22 protein-coding genes are annotated in these 19,552 nt (G+C 61.8%); 7 read left to right on the top strand and 15 right to left on the bottom strand.

Features of this window, described 5'->3' with window-relative positions; genetic code table 11:
- Positions 1-8: 8 nt before the first annotated feature.
- Positions 9-791: a VOC family protein gene (locus LDN90_RS23355; RefSeq protein ID WP_223947322.1), complete on the bottom strand. Its 783-nt coding sequence runs from the start codon at positions 789-791 to the stop codon at positions 9-11.
- 260 nt (positions 792-1,051) lie between these two features.
- Positions 1,052-1,717 (bottom strand): NAD(P)-binding domain-containing protein, encoded by a 666-nt coding sequence (locus tag LDN90_RS23350; protein ID WP_263426304.1) that lies wholly within the window; start codon positions 1,715-1,717, stop codon positions 1,052-1,054.
- A gap of 80 nt (positions 1,718-1,797) precedes the next feature.
- Between LDN90_RS23350 and LDN90_RS23345 the strand changes: the two genes are divergently transcribed.
- Together LDN90_RS23345 and LDN90_RS23340 are read left to right on the top strand one after the other, a co-directional pair.
- Positions 1,798-2,505 (top strand): HAD family hydrolase, encoded by a 708-nt coding sequence (locus LDN90_RS23345; RefSeq protein ID WP_223947320.1) that lies wholly within the window; start codon positions 1,798-1,800, stop codon positions 2,503-2,505.
- A 73-nt stretch (positions 2,506-2,578) separates the two neighbouring features.
- Complete coding sequence (locus LDN90_RS23340; protein ID WP_216927343.1) at positions 2,579-2,791, top strand: DUF4177 domain-containing protein; 213 nt, start codon at positions 2,579-2,581, stop codon at positions 2,789-2,791.
- 16 nt (positions 2,792-2,807) lie between these two features.
- Here LDN90_RS23340 and LDN90_RS23335 read toward each other — a convergent pair whose 3' ends face one another.
- Together LDN90_RS23335 and LDN90_RS23330 are read right to left on the bottom strand one after the other, a co-directional pair.
- Positions 2,808-3,209 carry a hypothetical protein gene (locus LDN90_RS23335; protein WP_216927279.1) on the bottom strand — a complete coding sequence of 134 codons (402 nt, stop codon included), beginning with the start codon at positions 3,207-3,209 and terminating at the stop codon, positions 2,808-2,810.
- Between the two features lie 116 nt (positions 3,210-3,325).
- Positions 3,326-3,937, bottom strand: a complete 612-nt coding sequence (locus LDN90_RS23330; protein ID WP_223947319.1) for an NADPH-dependent FMN reductase — start codon at positions 3,935-3,937, stop codon at positions 3,326-3,328.
- Between the two features lie 184 nt (positions 3,938-4,121).
- Here LDN90_RS23330 and LDN90_RS23325 point away from each other — a divergent pair, with 184 nt between their 5' ends.
- The 5 genes from LDN90_RS23325 (at position 4,122) to LDN90_RS23305 (ending at position 7,884) form a co-directional block, all read left to right on the top strand.
- A complete protein-coding gene (locus tag LDN90_RS23325) occupies positions 4,122-5,330 on the top strand; it encodes a Re/Si-specific NAD(P)(+) transhydrogenase subunit alpha (RefSeq protein WP_223947318.1) in 1,209 nt (402 codons plus the stop codon).
- Positions 5,330-5,665 (top strand): NAD(P) transhydrogenase subunit alpha, encoded by a 336-nt coding sequence (locus LDN90_RS23320; RefSeq protein WP_216927293.1) that lies wholly within the window; start codon positions 5,330-5,332, stop codon positions 5,663-5,665. Before LDN90_RS23325 ends, LDN90_RS23320 begins: the two co-directional genes overlap by 1 nt.
- Positions 5,662-7,035 (top strand): NAD(P)(+) transhydrogenase (Re/Si-specific) subunit beta, encoded by a 1,374-nt coding sequence (locus LDN90_RS23315; protein WP_223947317.1) that lies wholly within the window; start codon positions 5,662-5,664, stop codon positions 7,033-7,035. Before LDN90_RS23320 ends, LDN90_RS23315 begins: the two co-directional genes overlap by 4 nt.
- 126 nt (positions 7,036-7,161) lie before the next feature.
- Positions 7,162-7,416, top strand: coding sequence for a hypothetical protein (locus tag LDN90_RS23310; protein WP_223947316.1), 255 nt, complete (start codon positions 7,162-7,164; stop codon positions 7,414-7,416).
- Positions 7,417-7,536: 120 nt separating this feature from the next.
- Complete coding sequence (locus tag LDN90_RS23305) at positions 7,537-7,884, top strand: hypothetical protein (RefSeq protein WP_223947315.1); 348 nt, start codon at positions 7,537-7,539, stop codon at positions 7,882-7,884.
- A 108-nt stretch (positions 7,885-7,992) separates the two neighbouring features.
- On the opposite strand, the gene LDN90_RS23300 is transcribed toward LDN90_RS23305, so the two are convergent.
- From LDN90_RS23300 to LDN90_RS23250, 11 genes are all read right to left on the bottom strand, one after another.
- Positions 7,993-8,727, bottom strand: coding sequence for an aspartate/glutamate racemase family protein (locus LDN90_RS23300; protein ID WP_223947314.1), 735 nt, complete (start codon positions 8,725-8,727; stop codon positions 7,993-7,995).
- 9 nt (positions 8,728-8,736) lie between these two features.
- Positions 8,737-10,176, bottom strand: coding sequence for an amidohydrolase family protein (locus LDN90_RS23295; RefSeq protein WP_223947313.1), 1,440 nt, complete (start codon positions 10,174-10,176; stop codon positions 8,737-8,739).
- 26 nt (positions 10,177-10,202) lie between these two features.
- The gene (locus LDN90_RS23290; RefSeq protein ID WP_223947312.1) at positions 10,203-11,060 is read right to left on the bottom strand and encodes an aspartate/glutamate racemase family protein; all 858 of its coding nucleotides are present in this window, start codon (positions 11,058-11,060) and stop codon (positions 10,203-10,205) included.
- Complete coding sequence (locus LDN90_RS23285; RefSeq protein WP_223947311.1) at positions 11,057-11,737, bottom strand: GntR family transcriptional regulator; 681 nt, start codon at positions 11,735-11,737, stop codon at positions 11,057-11,059. The genes LDN90_RS23290 and LDN90_RS23285 overlap by 4 nt, the downstream gene beginning before the upstream one ends.
- Positions 11,738-11,840: 103 nt before the next feature.
- Positions 11,841-13,190, bottom strand: coding sequence for an MFS transporter (locus LDN90_RS23280; RefSeq protein ID WP_223947310.1), 1,350 nt, complete (start codon positions 13,188-13,190; stop codon positions 11,841-11,843).
- A 374-nt stretch (positions 13,191-13,564) separates the two neighbouring features.
- Positions 13,565-14,440: an amino acid-binding protein gene (locus LDN90_RS23275; protein ID WP_223947309.1), complete on the bottom strand. Its 876-nt coding sequence runs from the start codon at positions 14,438-14,440 to the stop codon at positions 13,565-13,567.
- 209 nt (positions 14,441-14,649) lie between these two features.
- Positions 14,650-15,105 (bottom strand): large conductance mechanosensitive channel protein MscL, encoded by a 456-nt coding sequence (gene mscL / locus LDN90_RS23270; RefSeq protein ID WP_216927318.1) that lies wholly within the window; start codon positions 15,103-15,105, stop codon positions 14,650-14,652.
- A gap of 112 nt (positions 15,106-15,217) precedes the next feature.
- Entirely contained in the window at positions 15,218-16,693 is a 1,476-nt protein-coding gene (locus tag LDN90_RS23265) for an amino acid permease (RefSeq protein WP_223947308.1), read from the bottom strand.
- Between the two features lie 140 nt (positions 16,694-16,833).
- On the bottom strand, positions 16,834-17,712 hold the full coding sequence (locus LDN90_RS23260) for a polysaccharide deacetylase (protein ID WP_223947307.1): 879 nt from the start codon (positions 17,710-17,712) through the stop codon (positions 16,834-16,836).
- A 59-nt stretch (positions 17,713-17,771) separates the two neighbouring features.
- The gene (locus LDN90_RS23255; protein WP_223947306.1) at positions 17,772-18,695 is read right to left on the bottom strand and encodes an NAD(P)-dependent oxidoreductase; all 924 of its coding nucleotides are present in this window, start codon (positions 18,693-18,695) and stop codon (positions 17,772-17,774) included.
- A 35-nt stretch (positions 18,696-18,730) separates the two neighbouring features.
- Positions 18,731-19,489 carry an SDR family NAD(P)-dependent oxidoreductase gene (locus LDN90_RS23250; protein ID WP_223947305.1) on the bottom strand — a complete coding sequence of 253 codons (759 nt, stop codon included), beginning with the start codon at positions 19,487-19,489 and terminating at the stop codon, positions 18,731-18,733.
- Positions 19,490-19,552 lie beyond the last annotated feature (63 nt).

Raw genomic sequence — 19,552 nt, 5'->3', positions numbered from 1 at the left:
GTCCAGGCTTAAGCCTTGGTCCGGGGTGCGTCGATGATGCCAAAGATTTCTCCCTGCGGCGCCTGCAGGATTGCCATCCGTCCCATTGGGCTGTCCATGACTGGGACCAAGGCCGAAGAGCCCAGTTCCACGGCTGTTGCAGCGGTTCGATCTACATGGTCGCTGGCAAACCAGGCGAGCCAGTGATTGGGCGCGCCCTCGGCCATTTGGGTGTCGAGATGAATGCCGGCTACTTCGCGGCCATCGGAGGCCCGCTTGGCGGTTGCGTAAATGAATCCGTCCTGGTCGATGTCCTGGTAGCTGTAGCCAAAGACATCGGCATAGAAGGACCGGGCCAGCGCGTACTCGCGGGTGTGGAGTTCGTTCCAGCACAATGCGCCGTGCTCGTTGACCCGCTCTGCCCCGATATGGCTTCCCGCCTGCCAGATGCCAAAGACTGCACCAACGCTATCAGCGGCAATTGCCATGCGCCCGGAGTCCATCACGTCGAAGGGAGCAGCGATGAGTTGACCACCAACAGCCGCTACTTCTTTGCACGTGGTGTCAACGTTGTCCGAGGCCAGATACGTAGTCCAGACGGTTGGCATGGTGGAATCCTGCTTGGGACCGAGCCCCGCAACAGCTTGTCCGTCCAGTTGGGCCAGTACGTAGCCCCCGGCTTCTTCGTCACCGGAGAGGTATTCCCATCCAAACAACTTCGTGTAGAAGGACTTGGCGGCAGGGAGATCCTCGACCCCCAGATCCACCCACGCGGGTGTTCCTGCAGGCCATTTCTCAGTTTGGGTAGACATAGCAACTCCTCGGGTTCTGGGCTTAATAGGCGCGGCTACCACCCGGAATGCCCTATGCGCGGGGCTTCCTGGGAGGCAGCCACTCATCATGTGCGTCCGCCATCCGATTCGTGATGCGAATCCTGACCCCGAAACTTGGCCCCAAGTCGTGGCCGCCCCTCGTGGAGTTACAGCAGCCAGCAGCCCAGTCCAAAGGAAGCGGCAGGCGTAAGCCGCCTGCCGCCGTCGTGCGTGTTCTGTTTTCAGATGGTGCGCGTCTATCAGACGGTGCGCGTCGCCTTGGCTAGGTTTTCGCGAAGCTCGTCTGCGTTTTGACGAATGACGTAGGCGGGACGGTCGCGCTCGACGCGCCAACTGTCGTCGAGGGGCCCGATGTTGACGGTGTCGAAACCGAACTCGTCGTACAGCTTGGTCACGAGTTCGGCCGCTTCCGGGAAGTCGCTGGCGGTGGCCAGTGCGCGACGGTTGGGCGTGCCGGCCGGGGTGCCATCGGTAGTGATGTCTTTGGCGAAGATGTGGTTGAAACCCTTGGCTACCTTGGACGTGGGAAGGTGCTTCTGCAGGAGGCCCGAGGTGGTGGCCTCGCCGTTGTCGAGCGCGGGAATGCGGCCGTCGCGCTCCCAGTAATAGTTGTTGGTGTCGATGACGATCTTGCCTTCCAGCGGCTCGGCAGGAATGTCCTGATAGTTCTTTAGCGGAACGGTCACGACGGCGAAATCACCTGCCGCTGCTGCCTCGGCCGCCGTCGCGGCCCGGGCCCGCGGCCCAAGTTCTGTGACCAGTTCCGCGAGGGTTTCCGGTTCCCGCGAATTGCTGATCACGACGTCGTAGCCGAGTTCAACCGCTTTACGGGCAACCTGGCTGCCAATGTGTCCTGCACCGATGATTCCGATTGTTGTCATACTCGGCTCAACAAGATGTTGCAGACGCGTATTTCCAGCGTTACGGAATATGTCGGAACGCAAGGGCGGTTTCCGCGCATGGCAACCATAAGTAGACTTACTAAATGTCTACTCCGACGAACACCAAAACCAAGAACCGTGGCGTGCTTTTTGACGTGGACGGCACGTTGATCGACTCCAGCTACTTCCACGCGTTCGCCTGGTGGCAGGCATTTAGGCGCGAAGGCTTGGATATCCAGATCTCCGACATTCATCGCTGCGTCGGGATGGGCGGCGACAAGCTGGTCCAGCACCTGGTTCCGGACTGTCCCGAAGACATGCAAAAGGAACTGAAGTCCGCGCACGGAGCCGTGTTTTCGACATTCTGGCCCTCGTTGCGCGCCTTCGATTCCGCCCGGGACCTCCTTGCAGCCTGCTCCGATTCCGGGTTGGCGGTCGGGCTGGCCTCGTCAGCGCAAGAGCGCGACCTTGACGTCAGCAGGCGGCTCCTCGACGCCGGTGGGTCCATTGACGCATGGACAAGCTCCAATGACGCTGACGAAAGCAAGCCAGCGCCAGATATCCTCGTGGCGTGCTTGAAGAAGCTGGAACTCAATCCAGCGGACGTCGTCTTTGTTGGCGATGCCGTCTGGGACGTGAAGGCCGCTGCAGCAATTGGCGTGCCCGCCATTGCCCTGACCTGCGGCGGTATCAGCGAGGCCGAACTCCGTGACGCAGGCGCCGCGGAGGTCTACGACAATCCGCGGCACCTACTGGAGAACCTGGAAAGCAGTGCCATTGGAAAGCTGACGGCGGGAACGCTCCGCGCTTAGGAAGCGCGGCCGCCTGCGCCGCCGCGCTGAGTAGCATTGCACCAATTGACCAGCAACTGAAGGGAGTCGCGTCATGCAGCAGTATGTCGTCCTGCAAGTGATCCTCAAGGAGAAACTGTGGGGAACCGGTTCGGGCAATCTGACCTCACTGGAGAAGGCCATCAACGATCAGGCCGCGAAGGGCTACCGGCTGCACACCATTACGACGGCGAGCAGCGGGAGTAAGGGGATGATCGGCGGCGGGGACCGTATCCAGGCAACGATGGTGTTCGAGCGCCTCGGATAAAAGTGCGTTGGTTCGCCTAGAGTTGCTCGTCCCGCACTTCCTCATTCCGGCCGCGTCCTCGAACCGCCCAGATGATCAGCGCAATGACGATAATCGCAGCAACGGCGGCCAGGATCCATGGGGTGGCGTCCGTGCGTGTTTGTTCCTGCGGTTGGGACTCTCCAGTCCCTGGGTTGGCAGGTCCACTGCTCGCCGGATTGGGCGTGGTGGGTGCCACCGACGACGGCGCTGGGTTGGTTGGGGTCGCCGTCGAGGGCCCCGACGGGTTGCTGGGCGATGCCGATGGAGTGGGGGTGGTGGCAGCCACGTGGCCTTGAAGGGCGGCCGGGTTTGCTGCGTTTGCTGCTGTCGCGACGGACAACAGGGACCCGGTGAAGAGGGTCAGTGCCAGGGTGGTCAGGGCTAATCTACGAAGCATCGTTTCTCCTGTGGGATAGGGCGTGTTCGCGAATCCTCATGTAGTAAGCATACTGACCAACGCGGAAAATGGGGGTGAGGGTCGCCCACCGGGCATGGGCGACCCCACCCGAGGGGCTAGCGCGTTAGCTTGGCCGAATCAGGTTCCTGATCGCCGATATGGCCTGGGGCGTTGGCTGCCAGGACACGCTGGACGAACGCACTGTATTCCGCCATATAGTGGCGGAGCAACCCTGCCGTGCCTTCGTCCTTAACCGAGCCGTCGTCGTCGTACGCGTCCGCGACGAAGCGGATGTAAGCCTCCGGCGCATTCAACTGCGGTGCGTCGAGGAAGCTGAGCACGCTGCGCATGGAGGACTGCATCACAGCGGTTCCGATGCCACCCGGCGACGCTCCGATAATGCCGGTGGGCTTCCGGGCAAAAGAATTGGTGCCCCACGGACGGGATCCCCAGTCGATGGCGTTCTTCAAAGCGCCCGGAATGGAGCGGTTGTACTCGGGGGAGACGAACAGGATGCCGTCCGATGCGGCGATCGCCTCCTTCAATTCCCTGCCGGCAGGCGGGAAGTCGGAGTCGTAGTCAGAGCTGTACAACGGGAGGTCCCGGATGGCGATCTCATGGAATTCCAGTTCCGGAGGCGCCACGCTGATGAGCGCCTTGGAGAGTACGCGGTTGATCGAGGTACTTGAGAGGCTTCCGACGAAATAGCCGATTTTGAATGTGTCCATGGCGGCGTTCCTTCCCGACGGCACGGCCGGAACCGGCTCGTCGACGGTGTGGAGGCTGGTAGCCCCAGCTTCCACCGACCCTAATGGACTTGTCCACATAGCGCACCCCCTACTCCCTTCCTGACCTTTGCGGCCATAGACTCATGCCAACTGGTTCTGGAGAGTTCCCAAAGAGGGGTGGCGGGTGAAAGCAGGCATAGCGCGCGAGGCACTCGACGGTGAGCGCAGAGTGGCAGCCACGCCCGAAACGGTCAAGCAATTGACCGGGTTGGGCCTTGAAGTTGAGATCGAGTCCGGGGCGGGGATTGCCTCCGGACATAGCGACGACGAATACCGGCAGGCCGGCGCTTCTGTTGTGCAGGCCTTGGATCTCGGCTCCGTAGACGTTTACTGCCACGTGCGCCCCATGGAACCGTCGACGGCGGGAGCTCTCCGCCCGGGTTCAGTTACCGTCGGTTTGGGGTCGCCGTCGTCGGAGTTGCCAACGGTGCGGGCGCTCGCCGCAGGTGGCATCACGTCTTTTGCACTGGAACTGGTTCCCCGGATTTCGCGGGCCCAGTCCATGGACGCCCTCACCTCACAGGCCTTGGTGGCCGGATATCGCTGCGTCCTTGAGGCAGCGACGCGCCTGCCCCGGTTCTTCCCCCTATACATGACTGCGGCCGGGACCATTCCGCCCGCCCGGGTCTTGGTGCTGGGGGCAGGGGTGGCGGGGCTCCAAGCGATCGGCACGGCCAAGAGGCTCGGCGCGCGGGTTTCGGCCAATGACATCCGTCCGGCGTCGGCAGACGAAGTGGCTTCCATGGGCGGGACATTCATCAAGCTGGACCTCGAAACCGCTGAAGCTTCAGGAGGCTATGCCCGCGAACTCAGCGCAGACAGGGGTGCCTTGCAGCGTGCACTCCTGACCCCGCACGTAGCCCAGGCGGATGTCCTCATCACAACTGCCGCCGTTCCCGGACGACGCGCACCACTTCTGGTGAGCCGCGAGATGGTCCAAGGAATGCGCCCCGGATCCGTCGTAGTAGATCTAGCTGCCGAATCAGGCGGAAACGTGGAAGGAAGCATCCCCGGGCAGGACATCCACATCCCCACCGCTGATGGGCAAGGTGAAGTGACCTTGGTGGGGCTCAAGGACCCAGCGTCCGCGATGCCCGCAGATGCCTCCCGACTGTTCGCCAAGAACGTGGCCAACCTGATCGCGTTGATGACCCGGGAGGGAGTGGTGGCCCCCGACTTTGAGGACGAGGTTGTGGCGGGAACCTGCCTCACCCACGACGGCGAGGTGCGGCACGCGCCAACAGCTGAAGCACTCGCGGCGCTCGCGGGCGAGACCGGACCCTTTGGCAGTGCCCACACAGCGGCCAACCCTGGCAGTGAAGGAGCGCATTGATGGATGGCATGAGTCTGCTGACGATCACCGTACTGGCAGTTTTCGTGGGCTTCGAGGTGGTCTCCAAAGTTTCCAGTACCCTCCACACACCCCTGATGTCCGGGGCAAATGCTATCCACGGAATCATCCTGGTGGGTGCCATCATCGTCGCAGGTCAAGCATCTGATCCGTGGGTATTGGCGGTCGCCCTGCTGGCTGTCGTCCTGGCCACGGCCAACCTTGTGGGCGGCTTCGTGGTGACCGACCGCATGCTGGAGATGTTCCGCGGGAGGCAACGGCCGCCGTCGTCAGTTGTCTCATCCGAGGAACATGCGGGCAAGGAGCGCGGCCGGTGACTCTTCTGGATCCCACCTGGACAGCTCTCCTCTATCTCGCAGCTGCAGCTTGTTTCATCCTGGCGCTCAAAGGTCTGAACTCACCTCGAACGGCACGGCGTGGAAACCTCATCGGGGGTTTCGGCGCCCTGTTGGCTGTCGTCACAGTGTTCGTCTCGGTGAAGTTGGACAACGTCCCGTGGATCGTTGGGGCAATAGCCGTGGGATCGGTGGTGGCCGCACCCGTGGCGCGGCGCGTTCAGATGACACAGATGCCCCAACTCGTGGCCCTGTTCAACGGTGTGGGTGGCGGCGCAGCCGCTCTCGTGGCATTGCTGGAGCTCTCCCATACAGGTGATGCATGGGTTCGCTTGGCCATTGTGTTCACGCTGCTCGTCGGCGCTGTTTCCTTTGCCGGTTCCGGAGTTACCTTTGCCAAACTGCAAGGGCTGATGACCACGCGGCCAGTGACGTTCCCGGGCCTGCCTGTGCTGATGGCCGTGGTGCTGCTTGCCGCGGTGGGTGCAGGGATTGTGGTGATACTGAATGGTTCGTTGCTGCTCGCGCTGGCGCTGCTGATCCTCGGGCTTGTGGCCGGTATCCTGCTGGTGCTCCCGGTGGGTGGCGCGGACGTACCGATTGTCATCTCGCTGCTTAACGCCTTCACCGGATTGGCCGTGGCCGCGTCCGGATTGGTGCTGGGCAACGTACTCCTGGTGGTGGCTGGAACCCTGGTCGGAGCGTCGGGCACCATCCTCACCCGGGCCATGGCTGCCGCAATGGGCCGCAGCGTTGCAGGAATCATGTTCGGTGCCTTCAAGGGTGGCTCCACGGCTGGGTCCACCGCCGTGAGTGAGCGCCCGGTCAGGTCCTCCAGCCCCGAGGATGTCGCGGTGCTGCTCGGTTACGCACAGCGGGTGATCATCGTTCCCGGGTACGGCTTGGCTGTGGCGCAAGGCCAGCACACGGCCGCCGAATTGGCCTTGGCCTTGGAAGCACGCGGCACTGAGGTGGACTTTGCTATTCATCCTGTGGCCGGACGCATGCCCGGGCACATGAACGTCCTTCTGGCCGAGGCAAACGTGCCGTATGAGTCGCTGAAGGAAATGAGCGATATCAACCCCGAGTTCAAGACCGCCGACGTTGCCCTTGTGGTTGGTGCCAATGACGTGGTGAACCCTGCAGCCAAAACCACTTCCGGGTCGCCAATCTACGGAATGCCCATCCTGGAAGTAGCTGACGCCCGGCAGGTGGTATTCCTCAAACGCTCCATGCGTCCAGGATTCGCCGGCATCGAAAACGAACTTTTGCACGAACCTCAGACAACGTTGCTGTTCGGCGACGCGAAGGATTCGTTGACCAAGGTGCTGGGCGCGGTGAAGGCGCTCTAGGAGGATCGGTCTCCCTAAATTCGACCCCTAATTTCGCGTCACATTCGGACTCGTGAAGCCACATCTTTAGTACAGAAGTCTGCCCGGAAGGCGACTGCGGAAGGATGCATGGCTAGGAGTCATCGATTGCAAGACGAAATGAAGGATTCGACGCCGGATTCCCGCTTCGACAAACCCCAAAGCAAGAGGGTGACAGATTGGAGGCGACTGGTTGGCCTGGACGTTCAAATCTGGCGCGGCCACAAGATCGTGGATCAAGGCAGGGTGGAAGCGGTGACCGATGACGGCAACGTTTTATGGCTCAAACAACACGGAGCAATAGAGCGGAGGCTCGTCATGAAGGAAGCCAGGACAGGGCTTCGCGTACGGCTCATCCCCTGAGCACAAACCTTGGGGCGTGCCCAGGCTCGAACCCTTCCCGGTCATCCGTCGTCGTCCTAAGCTGAACCGTACGAGTTACCCAACCCATGCCGAACCGCCACATCGAAGCGAGGTTGCGCCATGACCGTCAAACTCAACAAGAAAGCATTCGATAACGCCAAGCACCTGATCCGCGATGGCAAGATCGTCAAAGACGTCCGTGATGACTGGAGCGAGCACGCCCCGTCCACCAAGGACGAGAATGAGTTCCAGGAGAAGAAGGGCCAAGCCGAGTATTCCAAGTGGTACCTCGGCGTGGACGACGACCATCCGGCTGACCAAAAGGGCCACTACAAATTTCCCTTCGGCGACTTCAAGAAGATCCACAGGTGTGCGGTCATCTCTGCCGAGAGCCGTGCGGCGCAGAACGACTATGACGATATCCGGGATGCGCTCGGCAAGCTTCTCGAACGCATCGATGAGGACTGAGGCATCGGCGCCAAGAAAAGGGGACTGGTAACACCCACATCCGGGTGGCACCAGCCCCATTCTGCATCACGGACGAATTTGGGTGTCCCTGAGGCGGCCGAGCTCCCACTACACAGGATCAGCCAGCAAGCGCCCCCATTTCGGGTCCAACAATGGAGCTCCCGCAAGCTTAAGGGCATGCCAGAGCGTCACCGCCACGGAATCGAGCACAGGCACGCCTGTTCGTGCTTCTACATCGGCAGTGATGTTGGCTCCATAGAGGTTGGTGCACAGGTACACCAGGGCGTCCGGATGAGCTGCCGCCAGTTCCAATGAGCCCGGCAGCATCTCCTCATCGGTGACCCGGCCAAAGGATTCGTTATCGGTGAGATCAAGGTGCCGGTGATCGATCGTCTTGATGCCTTCCCTGGCGTACGACGCGATCACGGCCTCATTCACGTCTGCCGTGTAGGGCGTGAACAAACCGATCCGCTCGGTGCCGAAGGACGCGAACGCCTCCAAGTAAGCGAGCGTGGACGTGGTGGCCGGAATGCCTGTGGCCTCGGTGATCTCACGGACCAAGGCATGGTCGTGGGAAGCACCGAGCCAGGATCCGGAGGTGCCGTTCCATGCAATGACGTCCACATTCGCAGTGGCCAGCAACTCAGCGGAAGCGCGCATTACGGAGGAATCGAATTGCTTATCCGAGGAGTCGTCCAAGGCAATCCGGGTAACGGGGATGCGTGTTGAATGGATGGTCACATCCTGGCGATCGCCAAGGATCCGATAGGTCTGCGGTTCCAGGCACGTGTTGGAGGACGGCACGATCATGCCGATGCGGATGGGACGGCTGACTGAAGGCATGGTTTGCTCCTAAGCGCTGAGGGATTCGACAGAAGGAATGACGGGAACAGAGAGCGCATCGCGGTGCTCCGTGAAGCCGTTGCGGGGCACGAAACGACCCACCGGACCGGGATCGTGGAAACCTGCTTCATCAAGGACCACCCGTCCGGCGGAGATCACCACTGCGGGCCAGCCGCTAAGCGTCTTCCCCTCAAAAGGCGAGAAATCAGTCCCCATGTGCAACGCACCGCCGTCGACTGTTTGCTGGAGGGCGGGATCGAAGATCACGATGTCGGCGTCGAACCCTTCCACGATCGCTCCCTTTCGCGGGACTGCATTGATCCTGGCGGGACCTGCGGAGAAGACCTCAACGAAGTCCTCCACAGCGCCCCCGGATTCGGTGACCATCGCCGTGAACGTCACGGGCATGCGGGTTTCCACGCCGGGGAGGCCGTGCGGCATATAGCGGACATCGTCCGTGCGCTCGCGTTTTTGGGAGAGGTCGTAGCAGGAATGGTCCGAAGAAACCGTGTGGACCGCACCCGCGGCCAGCCGATCCTTCAACGCGGCTACCGTTTCGGCACTGCGCATCGGCGGGCAGCATGCGTACCATTCCGGGAACGCGGAACCATAAACGGTGTCGTCCAGGGTGAGGTAGTGCGGGCACGTCTCGGAGTACGCCTCCTGGCCGCTCTCGCGGGCTTCGGCCACGAGGTCCACGGCGCCTGGAGTCGACTGGTGGACAAAATAGACGGGCGCTCCGGTGTACTGGGCCATTGCCAGGGTTTCCTTGACCGAGATCTCCTCGGCAAGCTCGGGCCGGGTACGGTGCAGGTGCTCGATGCCGATGCGGCCGTCCGAGGCATGCTGCTCAGTGCAGCCAGTGATGATGGGATCGTGCTCTGCATGGATGTATGTGAGGCCATCCAGGCGCACCATTTCGCGCATGACCTTCAGGATGGTGTCACCATCGGCCATGGTTGAGCCGCGGTTGGTGGTGTACATCTTCACGGATCGGACGCCCTCCGCCGCAAGCTGCTCGAGCTGCCACGGAACCGTCTCATCCCATGAGACAACAGCGCCGTGCAGGGCAACACCGCAGCGGGACTCGGTGGCGAGGCGCTTCTTGTTCAGGACCGCTTCGAGCGGAGTCTCCTGCGCATCGCGGGGGATGCCGAAATCGATGATGGTGGTGGTCCCACCCCAGAGTGCTGCCGTTGACGTGGTCCGGTAATCATCCAAAGTGCGGAATCGGCCCGTCACTTGGGCAACATGGCAGTGGCCGTCGATGCCGCCGGGAATGACCAACTGGCCATGGGCTTCAATGGTTCGTGCAGCCGAGGGAATAGGTTCGGCAGCGTCAACGAGCTCTACGATGCGTCCGCCGTCGACCACGACGTGGGCGGCCTGCCTGCCGAAACTGTTGACGACGGTGCCGTTGGCGATGACGAGATCGGGGAAATGGGACATCGTTGTCCTCCTTGTTCTTGGAAGTTTTAGCGGGACGGTAGGACGGGTGTTGCCGGAACCGGCGGGGAGGAGACGTGCGCCGATTGAGCGGCACTCAGGGCGGCGTCGAGGTTTTCCGAGAGACCCCGCCTCCGCTTGACCGGCGGCGCCGCGAACGAGCCGCCCCGGTGAACGCCGGACTTCAACGCGACCACGGCCTCCGTCATGCGGATCCCTGCGGAAATTCCGTCCACCACGGGCACGGGGATTTGCCCTTCGAGCTCGCGGGCAAGTCCGGCGAGAGGCGCACCTGCAAGGATCACGACGTCGGCACCGTCCTCAGCGACCGCCTGGCGGCTCAGCGCCAGCAGGGTTTCCTTGAAATCTGCCTGCACCGATCCTATGGAATTCAGGCTTTGGTTGATGGAGCGGATGGAAGCGAGACGGCCGGCAAAACCGAAGCGTTCCACGCAGTCCAGGTACCAGGCCTGGATACGGTCCGAAATGGCGATGATCGAGAAACGGTGACCCTGCAATGCTGCCGCGCACAGTGCCGCCTCGGTGATGCCGATAACCGGTACGTCAACGAGTTCCTTCAGCGCAGGCATTCCGGGATCTCCGAAGGCTGCCACAACGACGCCGTCCACAGCGGCGCTACCATCTTGGTGCCCAAGGCCAGAGCCGTGGCCAAGGCCAGCACCGCCGTCGTGCGCGTATTCGGCGATCAACTCAGCCACAGCGCCGGCGGCGATAAGCGACTCGAAGCGGGTTTCGATGTATTCGACGCCGTGCCCGGCTGTCCGAACGATCAATTCGGTATCCGGACCTGCCGAGCGCAGGGCCTCGGCTTCGATCAGGGCGGTGACGTCGTCACTGATGTTGGGGTTGATGACCAGGAGTTTCATGGTTTCTTCCGTAGCTTGGGCTCGGTGGCGCTGGAGTCCTCCGGGAATTGCTCGCGGTACTTGCCGATGTGCGACGCCGATTGGATGGCTGCGCGGTCGGGATCCCCGCTGGCGATGGCATTGTAGAGGTCGCGGTGTTCCTGGATGAGTTCCGGGAGGTCGCTGACGTGGCGGAACAGCCAGTGCATGCGTCCCTGGAGTGGTTCCAGCGCGGAGCGGAGAAAGTCGTTGTTGGCGATGGCCGTTATGGCATCGTGGAAATCGCTGTTGGCGCGGTGGGCTTCCAGGATGGAGCCCTTGGCGAGGCAGCGGTCGGCCTCGTCCAGAAGTCCGGCGAGGTGTTCGAGATCCCCGGTGGTGGCCCGCCTGGCTGCCAACCGGCAGGCGAGGACTTCCAGCGATTGACGGACGTCGAAGAGGTCCTCTACGTCCTTGGGGCTTAGGCCGCTGACTTCGGAACCGCGGCCAGCGCGGTCCCGGATGAGTCCTTCTTGCCTCAGCATCCGGAGTGCTTCGCGGATGGGCAGTCGGGAAACGTTGAATTCGGCGGCGAGGTCACGTTCCACCAGCCTGGTACCGGGCGCATAGTGCCCCTCAAAAATCCTCGAACGGAGCGTGTCACGCACTGACTCCCGGAGGGGGCGCTCAGTGCTTGTGGTGTCTTCTGCGGCTAGCATGTCAGCTCCATTTTCGTGATGTGTGAGGCAGTGCGCCCGGTGACCAGGCGGGGTTCCGGCCGTCCGGCGGTTCAGGACCGTCCGGCCGGCCCGGTCAGGCGAGTTAGACCGGGAGTCGCTTGTTGTAATCCAAGGCCAGGACGGAGATGCCCATGATCACCGCGGATCCAACAAAGTACAGCAGCGCCCAGGTGTAGGAGCCGGTGGCCCCGACAATCAGGCCTACCACAATCGGGGTGACGAATCCGGCGATGTTGCCGCTGAAGTTCATTGCCCCGCCGAGCACGCCCGCATTCGTGCGGCCGCCCAGGATGGACGGGATGGACCAGAACAGGCCAACCCAGCGCAGGAAGAAGAGGACTACCGAGAGAAGCACGACGGCGGTGATGGGGTCTGCGACGACCGTGACACCTACGAGGCCGCCCACCACTACGACGCTGGAGATACCCAGCAGGGTGCGCATGACCCGGTTAGCGGAGGCACCGGATGCCCGCCACTTGTCGGCGATGATGCCACCGAGGATTTCGCCGACGAACCCGGCGCCGAAGATCACGAACGTGGACCAGCCGATCGTCTTCAGGTCGAAGCCCTTGGCCTGTGCGAGGTACAGCGGACCCCAGGTGAGCAGGCCGTAGAACACGCCGTTGAAGCCAAGCCAGCCGAAGCACATTGCCCAGAAGGAACGGAACTTCAGGTAGGGCAACAGGGCGCGCTTGCCCTGGGCGCCTTCCTTGGCGGCCTCGGCGTCGTCCTCGGCGTGGGAAGCCTCGATGTAGTCGGCTTCGGCGTCGTTGACAGCCTTGTGTTGGCGGGGGTTATCACGGATGTACCACCAGATGGCCAAGCCCATGAGAATCGTGAGGGCACCGGCGATGATGAAGGACATGCGCCAGCTGCCCGTGGAGGCGATCAGCCAGGTGATGAGGATGCCGCCCAGGCCAGCGCCCAGTGGAGCTCCGGCGTCGAGGATGGTGGCGCCGCGGCCACGTTCCTTCTTGTGCATCCAGATGGCGTTTAGTTTGCCACCGGCAGGCATGACGCCTGCCTCGGTGACACCGATACCCAGGCGGGCGATGAACATGCTGAGGAATCCTCCGGCGAAACCGGAGGCGGCAGTTGCGGCACCCCAACCAATGCAGGAGGCCGTGACCACCTTGCGGGGACCGAACTTGTCGATCAGCAAACCCACGGGGATTTGCATGAGTGCATAGGTCCAGAAGAAGGCCGACAACAGGAGCCCCACAAGCTCGGGCGGGAGGTTGAACTCCTTCTGGATGATGGGGAGAGCTACGGAAATTGAACCGCGGTCGATGTAATTGACGGCGACCAGGACCAGGAGCAGGATGAAGAGCTTCCAGCGGACGTTTGTGCGTCGCTGCACGCCGTCCTTGCCGGTTTTGGGCTCGTTTTCCTGGTTTTCCTGGGTTGCCAGTTGGGCGTTTTGGGGAGACACAGCTTCTCCTTCAGAGGAGTCAACAGGGGGTGGAATGTCTTTTGGGGTATGTCTTTGGGGGAATGAGCCGGGCGGGATATCGCTGCAGCCGGACCCGTGCCGGCGGCAACTGTTGCGATCCCCGTCCTTTTGGTGGCGGGGGCCGCAGCCGGTAGCGAGTCTGTTTGGGATCCCGTTTTGGGATCCCAAAATCTAAGTTAGATGTGACGGGCGGCACTGTCAAGACTTTTGGTATACCCAATCTGAAAACGGAATGTGACTGTGTGGGCTGCCTGTGCGGGTTCAATTCCCGCGGATGCCCCTACAACAGCGAAAACCCGGCACTTCCAAGGGAATGCCGGGTTTCCCGAGTGCCCACCGCGAAGGAGTGTTGGTTAAGGCTGGTATGCCGAAGATGAGGTGTCGGTAGGCCTGTATGCCAAAATCTCAGCCAGCTCAGCCAGCCTATGTGCTCGGGCCGACTCGGCTGGGGTGAACGGCTCTCCCGGACGGGAGAAAACCACCGGTCCGTGCCATGCAGTTGGAATCTTGAGGATGTCCGTTGAAGGCCCGACGCCGGGACTCGCCGTGGGTGCCGGGTTTTCCGGGCCGTTGGGGACTACTTTGGCGGACAGCAGTTCGGCGACAGCGTGCGGGAGCTCATTCGGGTTCCCGGCAATACGGGCGGCGAGGCTCAGCGCCTTGGTTTGGCCGTCGGCCATGGCGAGTGCCGTGGTAGGCCACACGTGAGACTCACGGCCGCCGCCGTCGTCGAGTGCTTTTAGTAGTCCCTGCTCGGTGACCTCGCCGGGGGCGGAGAGGACGAACTCATCCATCACGGTGCCGGTTCCATCCATCGGGTGAACGTGAATGCTGAGGATGTTCGTCTCCAGCTTGGCCAAGGACTGGGTGATTTTCTGCAGCGAACCGGGCTGGTCGCGCAGCAAGACCCGAGCACGCCACAAAGCCGGGGCCGCGTGCAGCTTGTGCCGCTGGCGAAGGGCCGGAGCATGCAGCCATCGCCGGAGGACCTTCGCGGCCGAAGGCTCGGCAACCCAGATGACCAGCACGGTGGCCGTGACAGTTAGCAGGAGAACCTTGGCCAGATAGGGGAGATGGGTTTCCACAACCGCCGCGTGAACCAGCAGTTCAATGGGAAGCATGACCGCGATGTTGGCCAGGGTGAGCCGGGCCTTGGGCGGTTCCGGCAGTTGACCGCAGACATCGCACACGAGGTCCGCGGTGACGGGAGAGCTCGGCTTGGGTTTCATGCTCTCATGCTGCCCTGAGCCTGTTTCGGGAGGGTTGCTACCGGGTCACGTTCTGGGGACAGGACCTTGAGCGCTGCGTTCCTGCCCGGTTTGTGATGCCCGGACCACGTCAGAAACGCAAAAGCCCGGTGTTCTCGCGGGGAGAACACCGGACTATGCGATGCAACCGGGAAGGAGCGGTTGGTTAGAGAGCTACTCCGAGGACTGGCCTAGCGGATGCTGTCTGAGTCGAGATCGGAATCGCGTTCCGTGCTGCGGTTGCTGATGGCAACTTCCTTCAGGAGATCGCGGATTTCTGCCAGCAGCGCGGTGTCCGCGGGCAGCGGCTCTTCCTCGGGCTCCTCAGTGGAGAGGCGGTTCTTGACCATGGAGTTGATCTTGTTCATGGGCGCCACGAAGATGAAGTAGACCACTGCCGCGGTGATGACGAACGTAACCATTGCCGTGAGTACCGCACCGAAGTTGATGAAGGTGGCGGGGTTGTCCTGCCAGATCCGGAAACCCAGGCCGTCGGCGTTCACGCCGCCGGCCGCAGCGATGACCGGGTTGATGATGTTGGTGGTGAATGCAGCAACGAGGGCCGTGAAAGCACTGCCGATGACGACTGCAATGGCCAGTTCGATCACGTTGCCGCGAAGTATGAAGTCCTTGAAACCCTTAAGCATGCAATGTCCTCCGATTGGGTGCGTGTGTCTGCCTCAAGCAGAGATCAAACTACCACTCCGAGCTTTCGAAAGGGTGTCAAAGGGCTGCGAGACAGCCGCCGGTCGCCTGGGCCTACGCTCCCACTGTGAACTCTTCCCGATCCGGCTCGTGCTTGGCGCTGTTGCGTCGATGGAGGAATCTCTCCACGGCAAATCCTGCCAAACCAAGGACTACGAAGACGACGATGACTGCGTAGTTCTGGTACCAGGGCGCTTCGGGTTGGCGCGGCCACGAGATATTGACGATTTCAAAACCCAACCATAAGAGCGCGGCCACGTTTACAACCAGGCCAAGACTTCCCAGGCTGAAGGCGCCTGCCTTCCATTGACCTTTCAGCCGTACCACCAGCGCGGCCAGCACCGGAAAAATGAATGCCACATAGAAGCCGGCGGTCGCGAAGGCGATCAGGGCGCCGTAAACCTGTGATGCAGAAAGTGCCAGCACGATCACTGAAGCGGCTGCGGACACCAGGAGCGCATTGATGGGCAGATGGTCGGTCTTGCTAAGCCGCCGCAGATACTTGGCCGCCGGAAGGGCATCAAGCCTGGCGAAGGCGAAAATCGCACGCGATGCTGCCGCCTGCAGGGCCACTGTCCCCGCAATGAATCCCAGGACAATAGTCACCAGAAGTGGCTTGGTGACTCCCTCGCCGAGATTGGCCGTCAGGGTTGTGGTTATCGGGTCCGGATCAGCTCCGGACATGGCGGCACCGATATCTGGAATCGCCAAGAGCAGGGCGAGGCAGGAAAAGGTGATGACGGATGCCACGGTTATCAGGGATGTCAGGACTGCCCGTGGCACTTTGCGCTCGGGAGATCGAACTTCCTCGGCTATGGCGCCGGCGCTCTCAAATCCAACAAACGACCATCCGATGATTGCCACTGCCGCCAGGAAAGGCCCGAAGACATATGCGGTGGTGGTGTCGGGTGCATTTCCGAACGACGCCAGAATCGTGTCAAAGGAATTCCTGCGGTGGAAGATGATGAGTATCAAGCCGACTCCCAGGCTTGCGATGACCTCGCAAACGATGCTTACGGTCACCAGCAGGCTGAGCCACTTCCTTCCGGCGGAGTTGGCAATGGTACTGATCAGCAGGATGACGGCGCCCAGCACGATTTTGGTTGTGGTGTCAGGCTGTTCGATGCCGAGCAATGAGGCAAGGAATGTGCCTCCTCCGAACGCGACAGCGGCAACTGTGATGATGAGGGTCCAGATGTAGGCCCACCCGGCGTACCAGCTGTAGGTGTGTCCCAGAAGGGACCTGGACCAAAGACAGACACCGCCGGCCACCGGCCAACGTGACGCGAGCTCGGCGAGCACCGCTGCTGCCAGGGCTTGGCCCACCAGGACCACCAAGAGGCCCCACCAGAAGGCAGGCCCGGCCGCCATCAAGGCCAAGCCAAACACTCCGTACAGGCCGATGATTGGCGACATGAATGCGAATGCCAGGGAGAAGGAGGACCAGAACCCCATCTCCCGTTTCAGTTGAAGGGATTCAGGATTGGGCGTCGGTCCAGTTGCCTCCAGGAGGTCCGCGTCCGTGCTCATGCAGCTTGCACTTGCAGAGAGGCTTCAACAGGAACTGACAAAGATGTTGGACTGGATGCGTCCGGCAACAGCTGTAACGGGTAGTTCATTGCTCTGAACCTTCTTTCGCTGGGTCACTCTGTTGGGGAAGAAACTTGGATCTAGTAGTCCGGATACAGCTCCGCGGACGCTGTAACGGGATTGAGGGGCTCGGGAACCAATGCACGGTCCCGGAGTGCCGCTTCGGCGAGGGCTTCGCAGGTGGAGAAGCGGACATCGCCTCGTTCCATGGCTGTTTCTATGACTTTCCGCAGTGCCTCCAGGCGTCCTGCCCTTCCAGTGAGGAACGGGTGGCAGGTGAGCATGAAAAGAGCACCGTGACGTCGCATTGCGTCGATTTCGTGAATCCACATGTCGGCTACAAGCAGCGGCGATTGGATGATTTCACCGATCTTGGGCTCCGGAAGGAAGGCGTATTGTTCCCAATCGTCCAGGCTCCAGTGCGGGGGGAGCTCCGCAACCGTCCCTGCGGGGGTCTCAATGAGATACGGGACGTCCGAGTCCATGAGGCTGGAATCGTATTTCAGCCCGTACTCGGCTACCAGTGATGGAGTCTGCCATGAAGGCTCCCACATCGCGGCTCGATGCCCCTTGGGCGAAATGCCGAAGCGTCCCAATGCGGAAAGTGCTTGGTCGAAGTCCCTGCGTTCGTCATCGAAACTCATGCTCACCGCAGTTCGGTGGGTGTGGGAGTGGTGCGCTATCTCATGGCCTGCTTCCAGCACCTGTTCAACCATGCGGGGGTATCGTTCTGCGGTTACGCCGGGAATGAAGAATGTGGCCGGCTGCTGCACCTCTTTTAGCATTTGCAGAATCCGGGGAACACCCACCTTTGGTCCGAACGCTTGATGGGTCATCGCCATTGCGTTGTCCGCGTGGCGGCGGCCGGCGGCCAGGATGGGGGACTCCGCATCGACGTCGAACGTCAACGCAGCAACACACGCCGCCCCCTGTCTCCAGCCGCTGGTGTCGAATGTCATGTCCGCTCCTATAGGTGTGGGATGACCTCTGGTCATCGAAAGGGGGTGGCGTGTGCTTGTTAGAAGTCGTGGGTGGAGAGCCAGTCGGCGTAGTCGACGATCGCCCGCTGTAGCGGCCAAGCCGGTTCGTACCCGAGTTCCGCGGCGGCGGAAGCGAGGCTGAAGTGGCCTTGCAGGTCCAGGGTGGGATCCGCGCCGGGCCCGATCTCCACACTGACGTCCGGGAAGGCGATTCGGACTTCTTTGACGACGTCGCTGAGGGTCCAGTACTCGCTGCCGGAGATGTTATAGGCCAGCGGTCTTGCCGAGGCTGAGTGCGGCGCCTGGACTGCCGCCAGAATGGCACGGGCGACGTCGCGGACGTAGACCAGGTTGTAGCGATGGTCGGCACCGTGGTCCTGTGAGAAGGAACCGTCCCGGACTACGCCGCGCATGATGTCCCGCATGACTTCATCCATGCGGTTCCCGGGCCCGTAGACCTGGCTGATGCGAAGGGAGATGACGTCGATACCATACCTGTCGCTGTAGATCTGGCCGAGCCATTCCCCGGTCACCTTCGTGACCGCATAAGGCGTGGTCGGATTTACCGGCTCCGATTCGTGAACTACGGGTGCTGAGGTCTTTCCATAGACGCATTCGGAGGAGAAGTTGATGATCCGTTTGATGCCGTGGATTCGTGCTGCCTCGAAGACAGCCACTGTTCCTTCGACGTTGGCAGCAAACGTTGCCAGGGGGAAGCTCAGGGAGTAAGTCGGATGGGATATTGCCGCGGTATGGACGATGGTGTCCACGTCGTGTTCCTTGAAGATCTGCAAGAGGCGCGGGATATCAAACAGCTCGCCTTGAACGGGAACGACATCGGGGCGGGGAGCGTCAAGGAAATCCCGATTGAAGCTGATCGTTGTGTGCCCGGCGTCGGCCAGTTCGTTAATGATGTGGCGTCCGGTGAATCCGGCACCGCCTGTGACCAGGACAGAGCTCATGTGGTGTGCCTTTCGGGGGGTGTTGGGTGTTTGATTCAGTGGCCAAGCGGGAACGTGGTGGTCCGACCACCGTCCACCACAAGGTTTGTGCCAGTGACATATGAGGATTCAGGGCCCAGCAACCACAGGGCCGCGGACGCAATCTCCTCAGCCTGGGCGAACCGGCCCAGTGGGACTGAAGCTTCGTCCCTGGCGCGTTCGTCTTCGTTCGCGAACTCGGCCGCCAGCATGGGAGTGTCAGTGGTACCTGGCGACAACGCGTTGACCCGGACGCCGGCAGGTGCCAACTCGGCAGCCAAGGCCCGCATCATCGATAGCACTCCGCCCTTGGTGGCGGCGTAGGCGGAGTAGCCTGCCTGGCCGACGAGCGAGAGCTCGCTGGCCGTACAGACGAGAGACCCGCCGCCGTTGGATGTGAGGCACCGCGCCGCTGCCCTGGCGAAATGGAACGTGCCGGACAAGTTCACTTGGATCAATCTCTGCCACAGCTCGTCGGATGTTTGGGTGATGGGAGCTACCCGGGAGATTCCCGCGGCGTTGAATGCTCCGCTCAGTGGTCCGAGTTCAGCTTCCGCGCGTGTGAAGGCGGCATCCACCTGTGCAGAGTCCGAGACGTCCGCGTCGAGGAGCAGCACATCGCCCGCAAGCTGGTGTTTGGCCTCCAGAAGCAAACCGTCCGGAAGCGCGACCGCTGCAACTCTTGCCCCTTGTGCCAGGAGCGCCCTGGCAGTGGCGAGGCCGATGCCCGAGCTGGCTCCTGTGACAACGTAGGCGCTGTCCTGAAAGTGGCTCATTTGTTCTCTTCCCTCATCAAAAATGGGTGGTTGAAGTGCCCCGGAGCGTGGCTCCGGGGCATT

The organism is Arthrobacter sp. NtRootA1 (assembly GCF_019976975.1).
GTDB classification, from domain to species: domain Bacteria; phylum Actinomycetota; class Actinomycetes; order Actinomycetales; family Micrococcaceae; genus Arthrobacter; species Arthrobacter aromaticivorans.
This window is presented reverse-complemented; position numbering and strand designations above follow the sequence as displayed.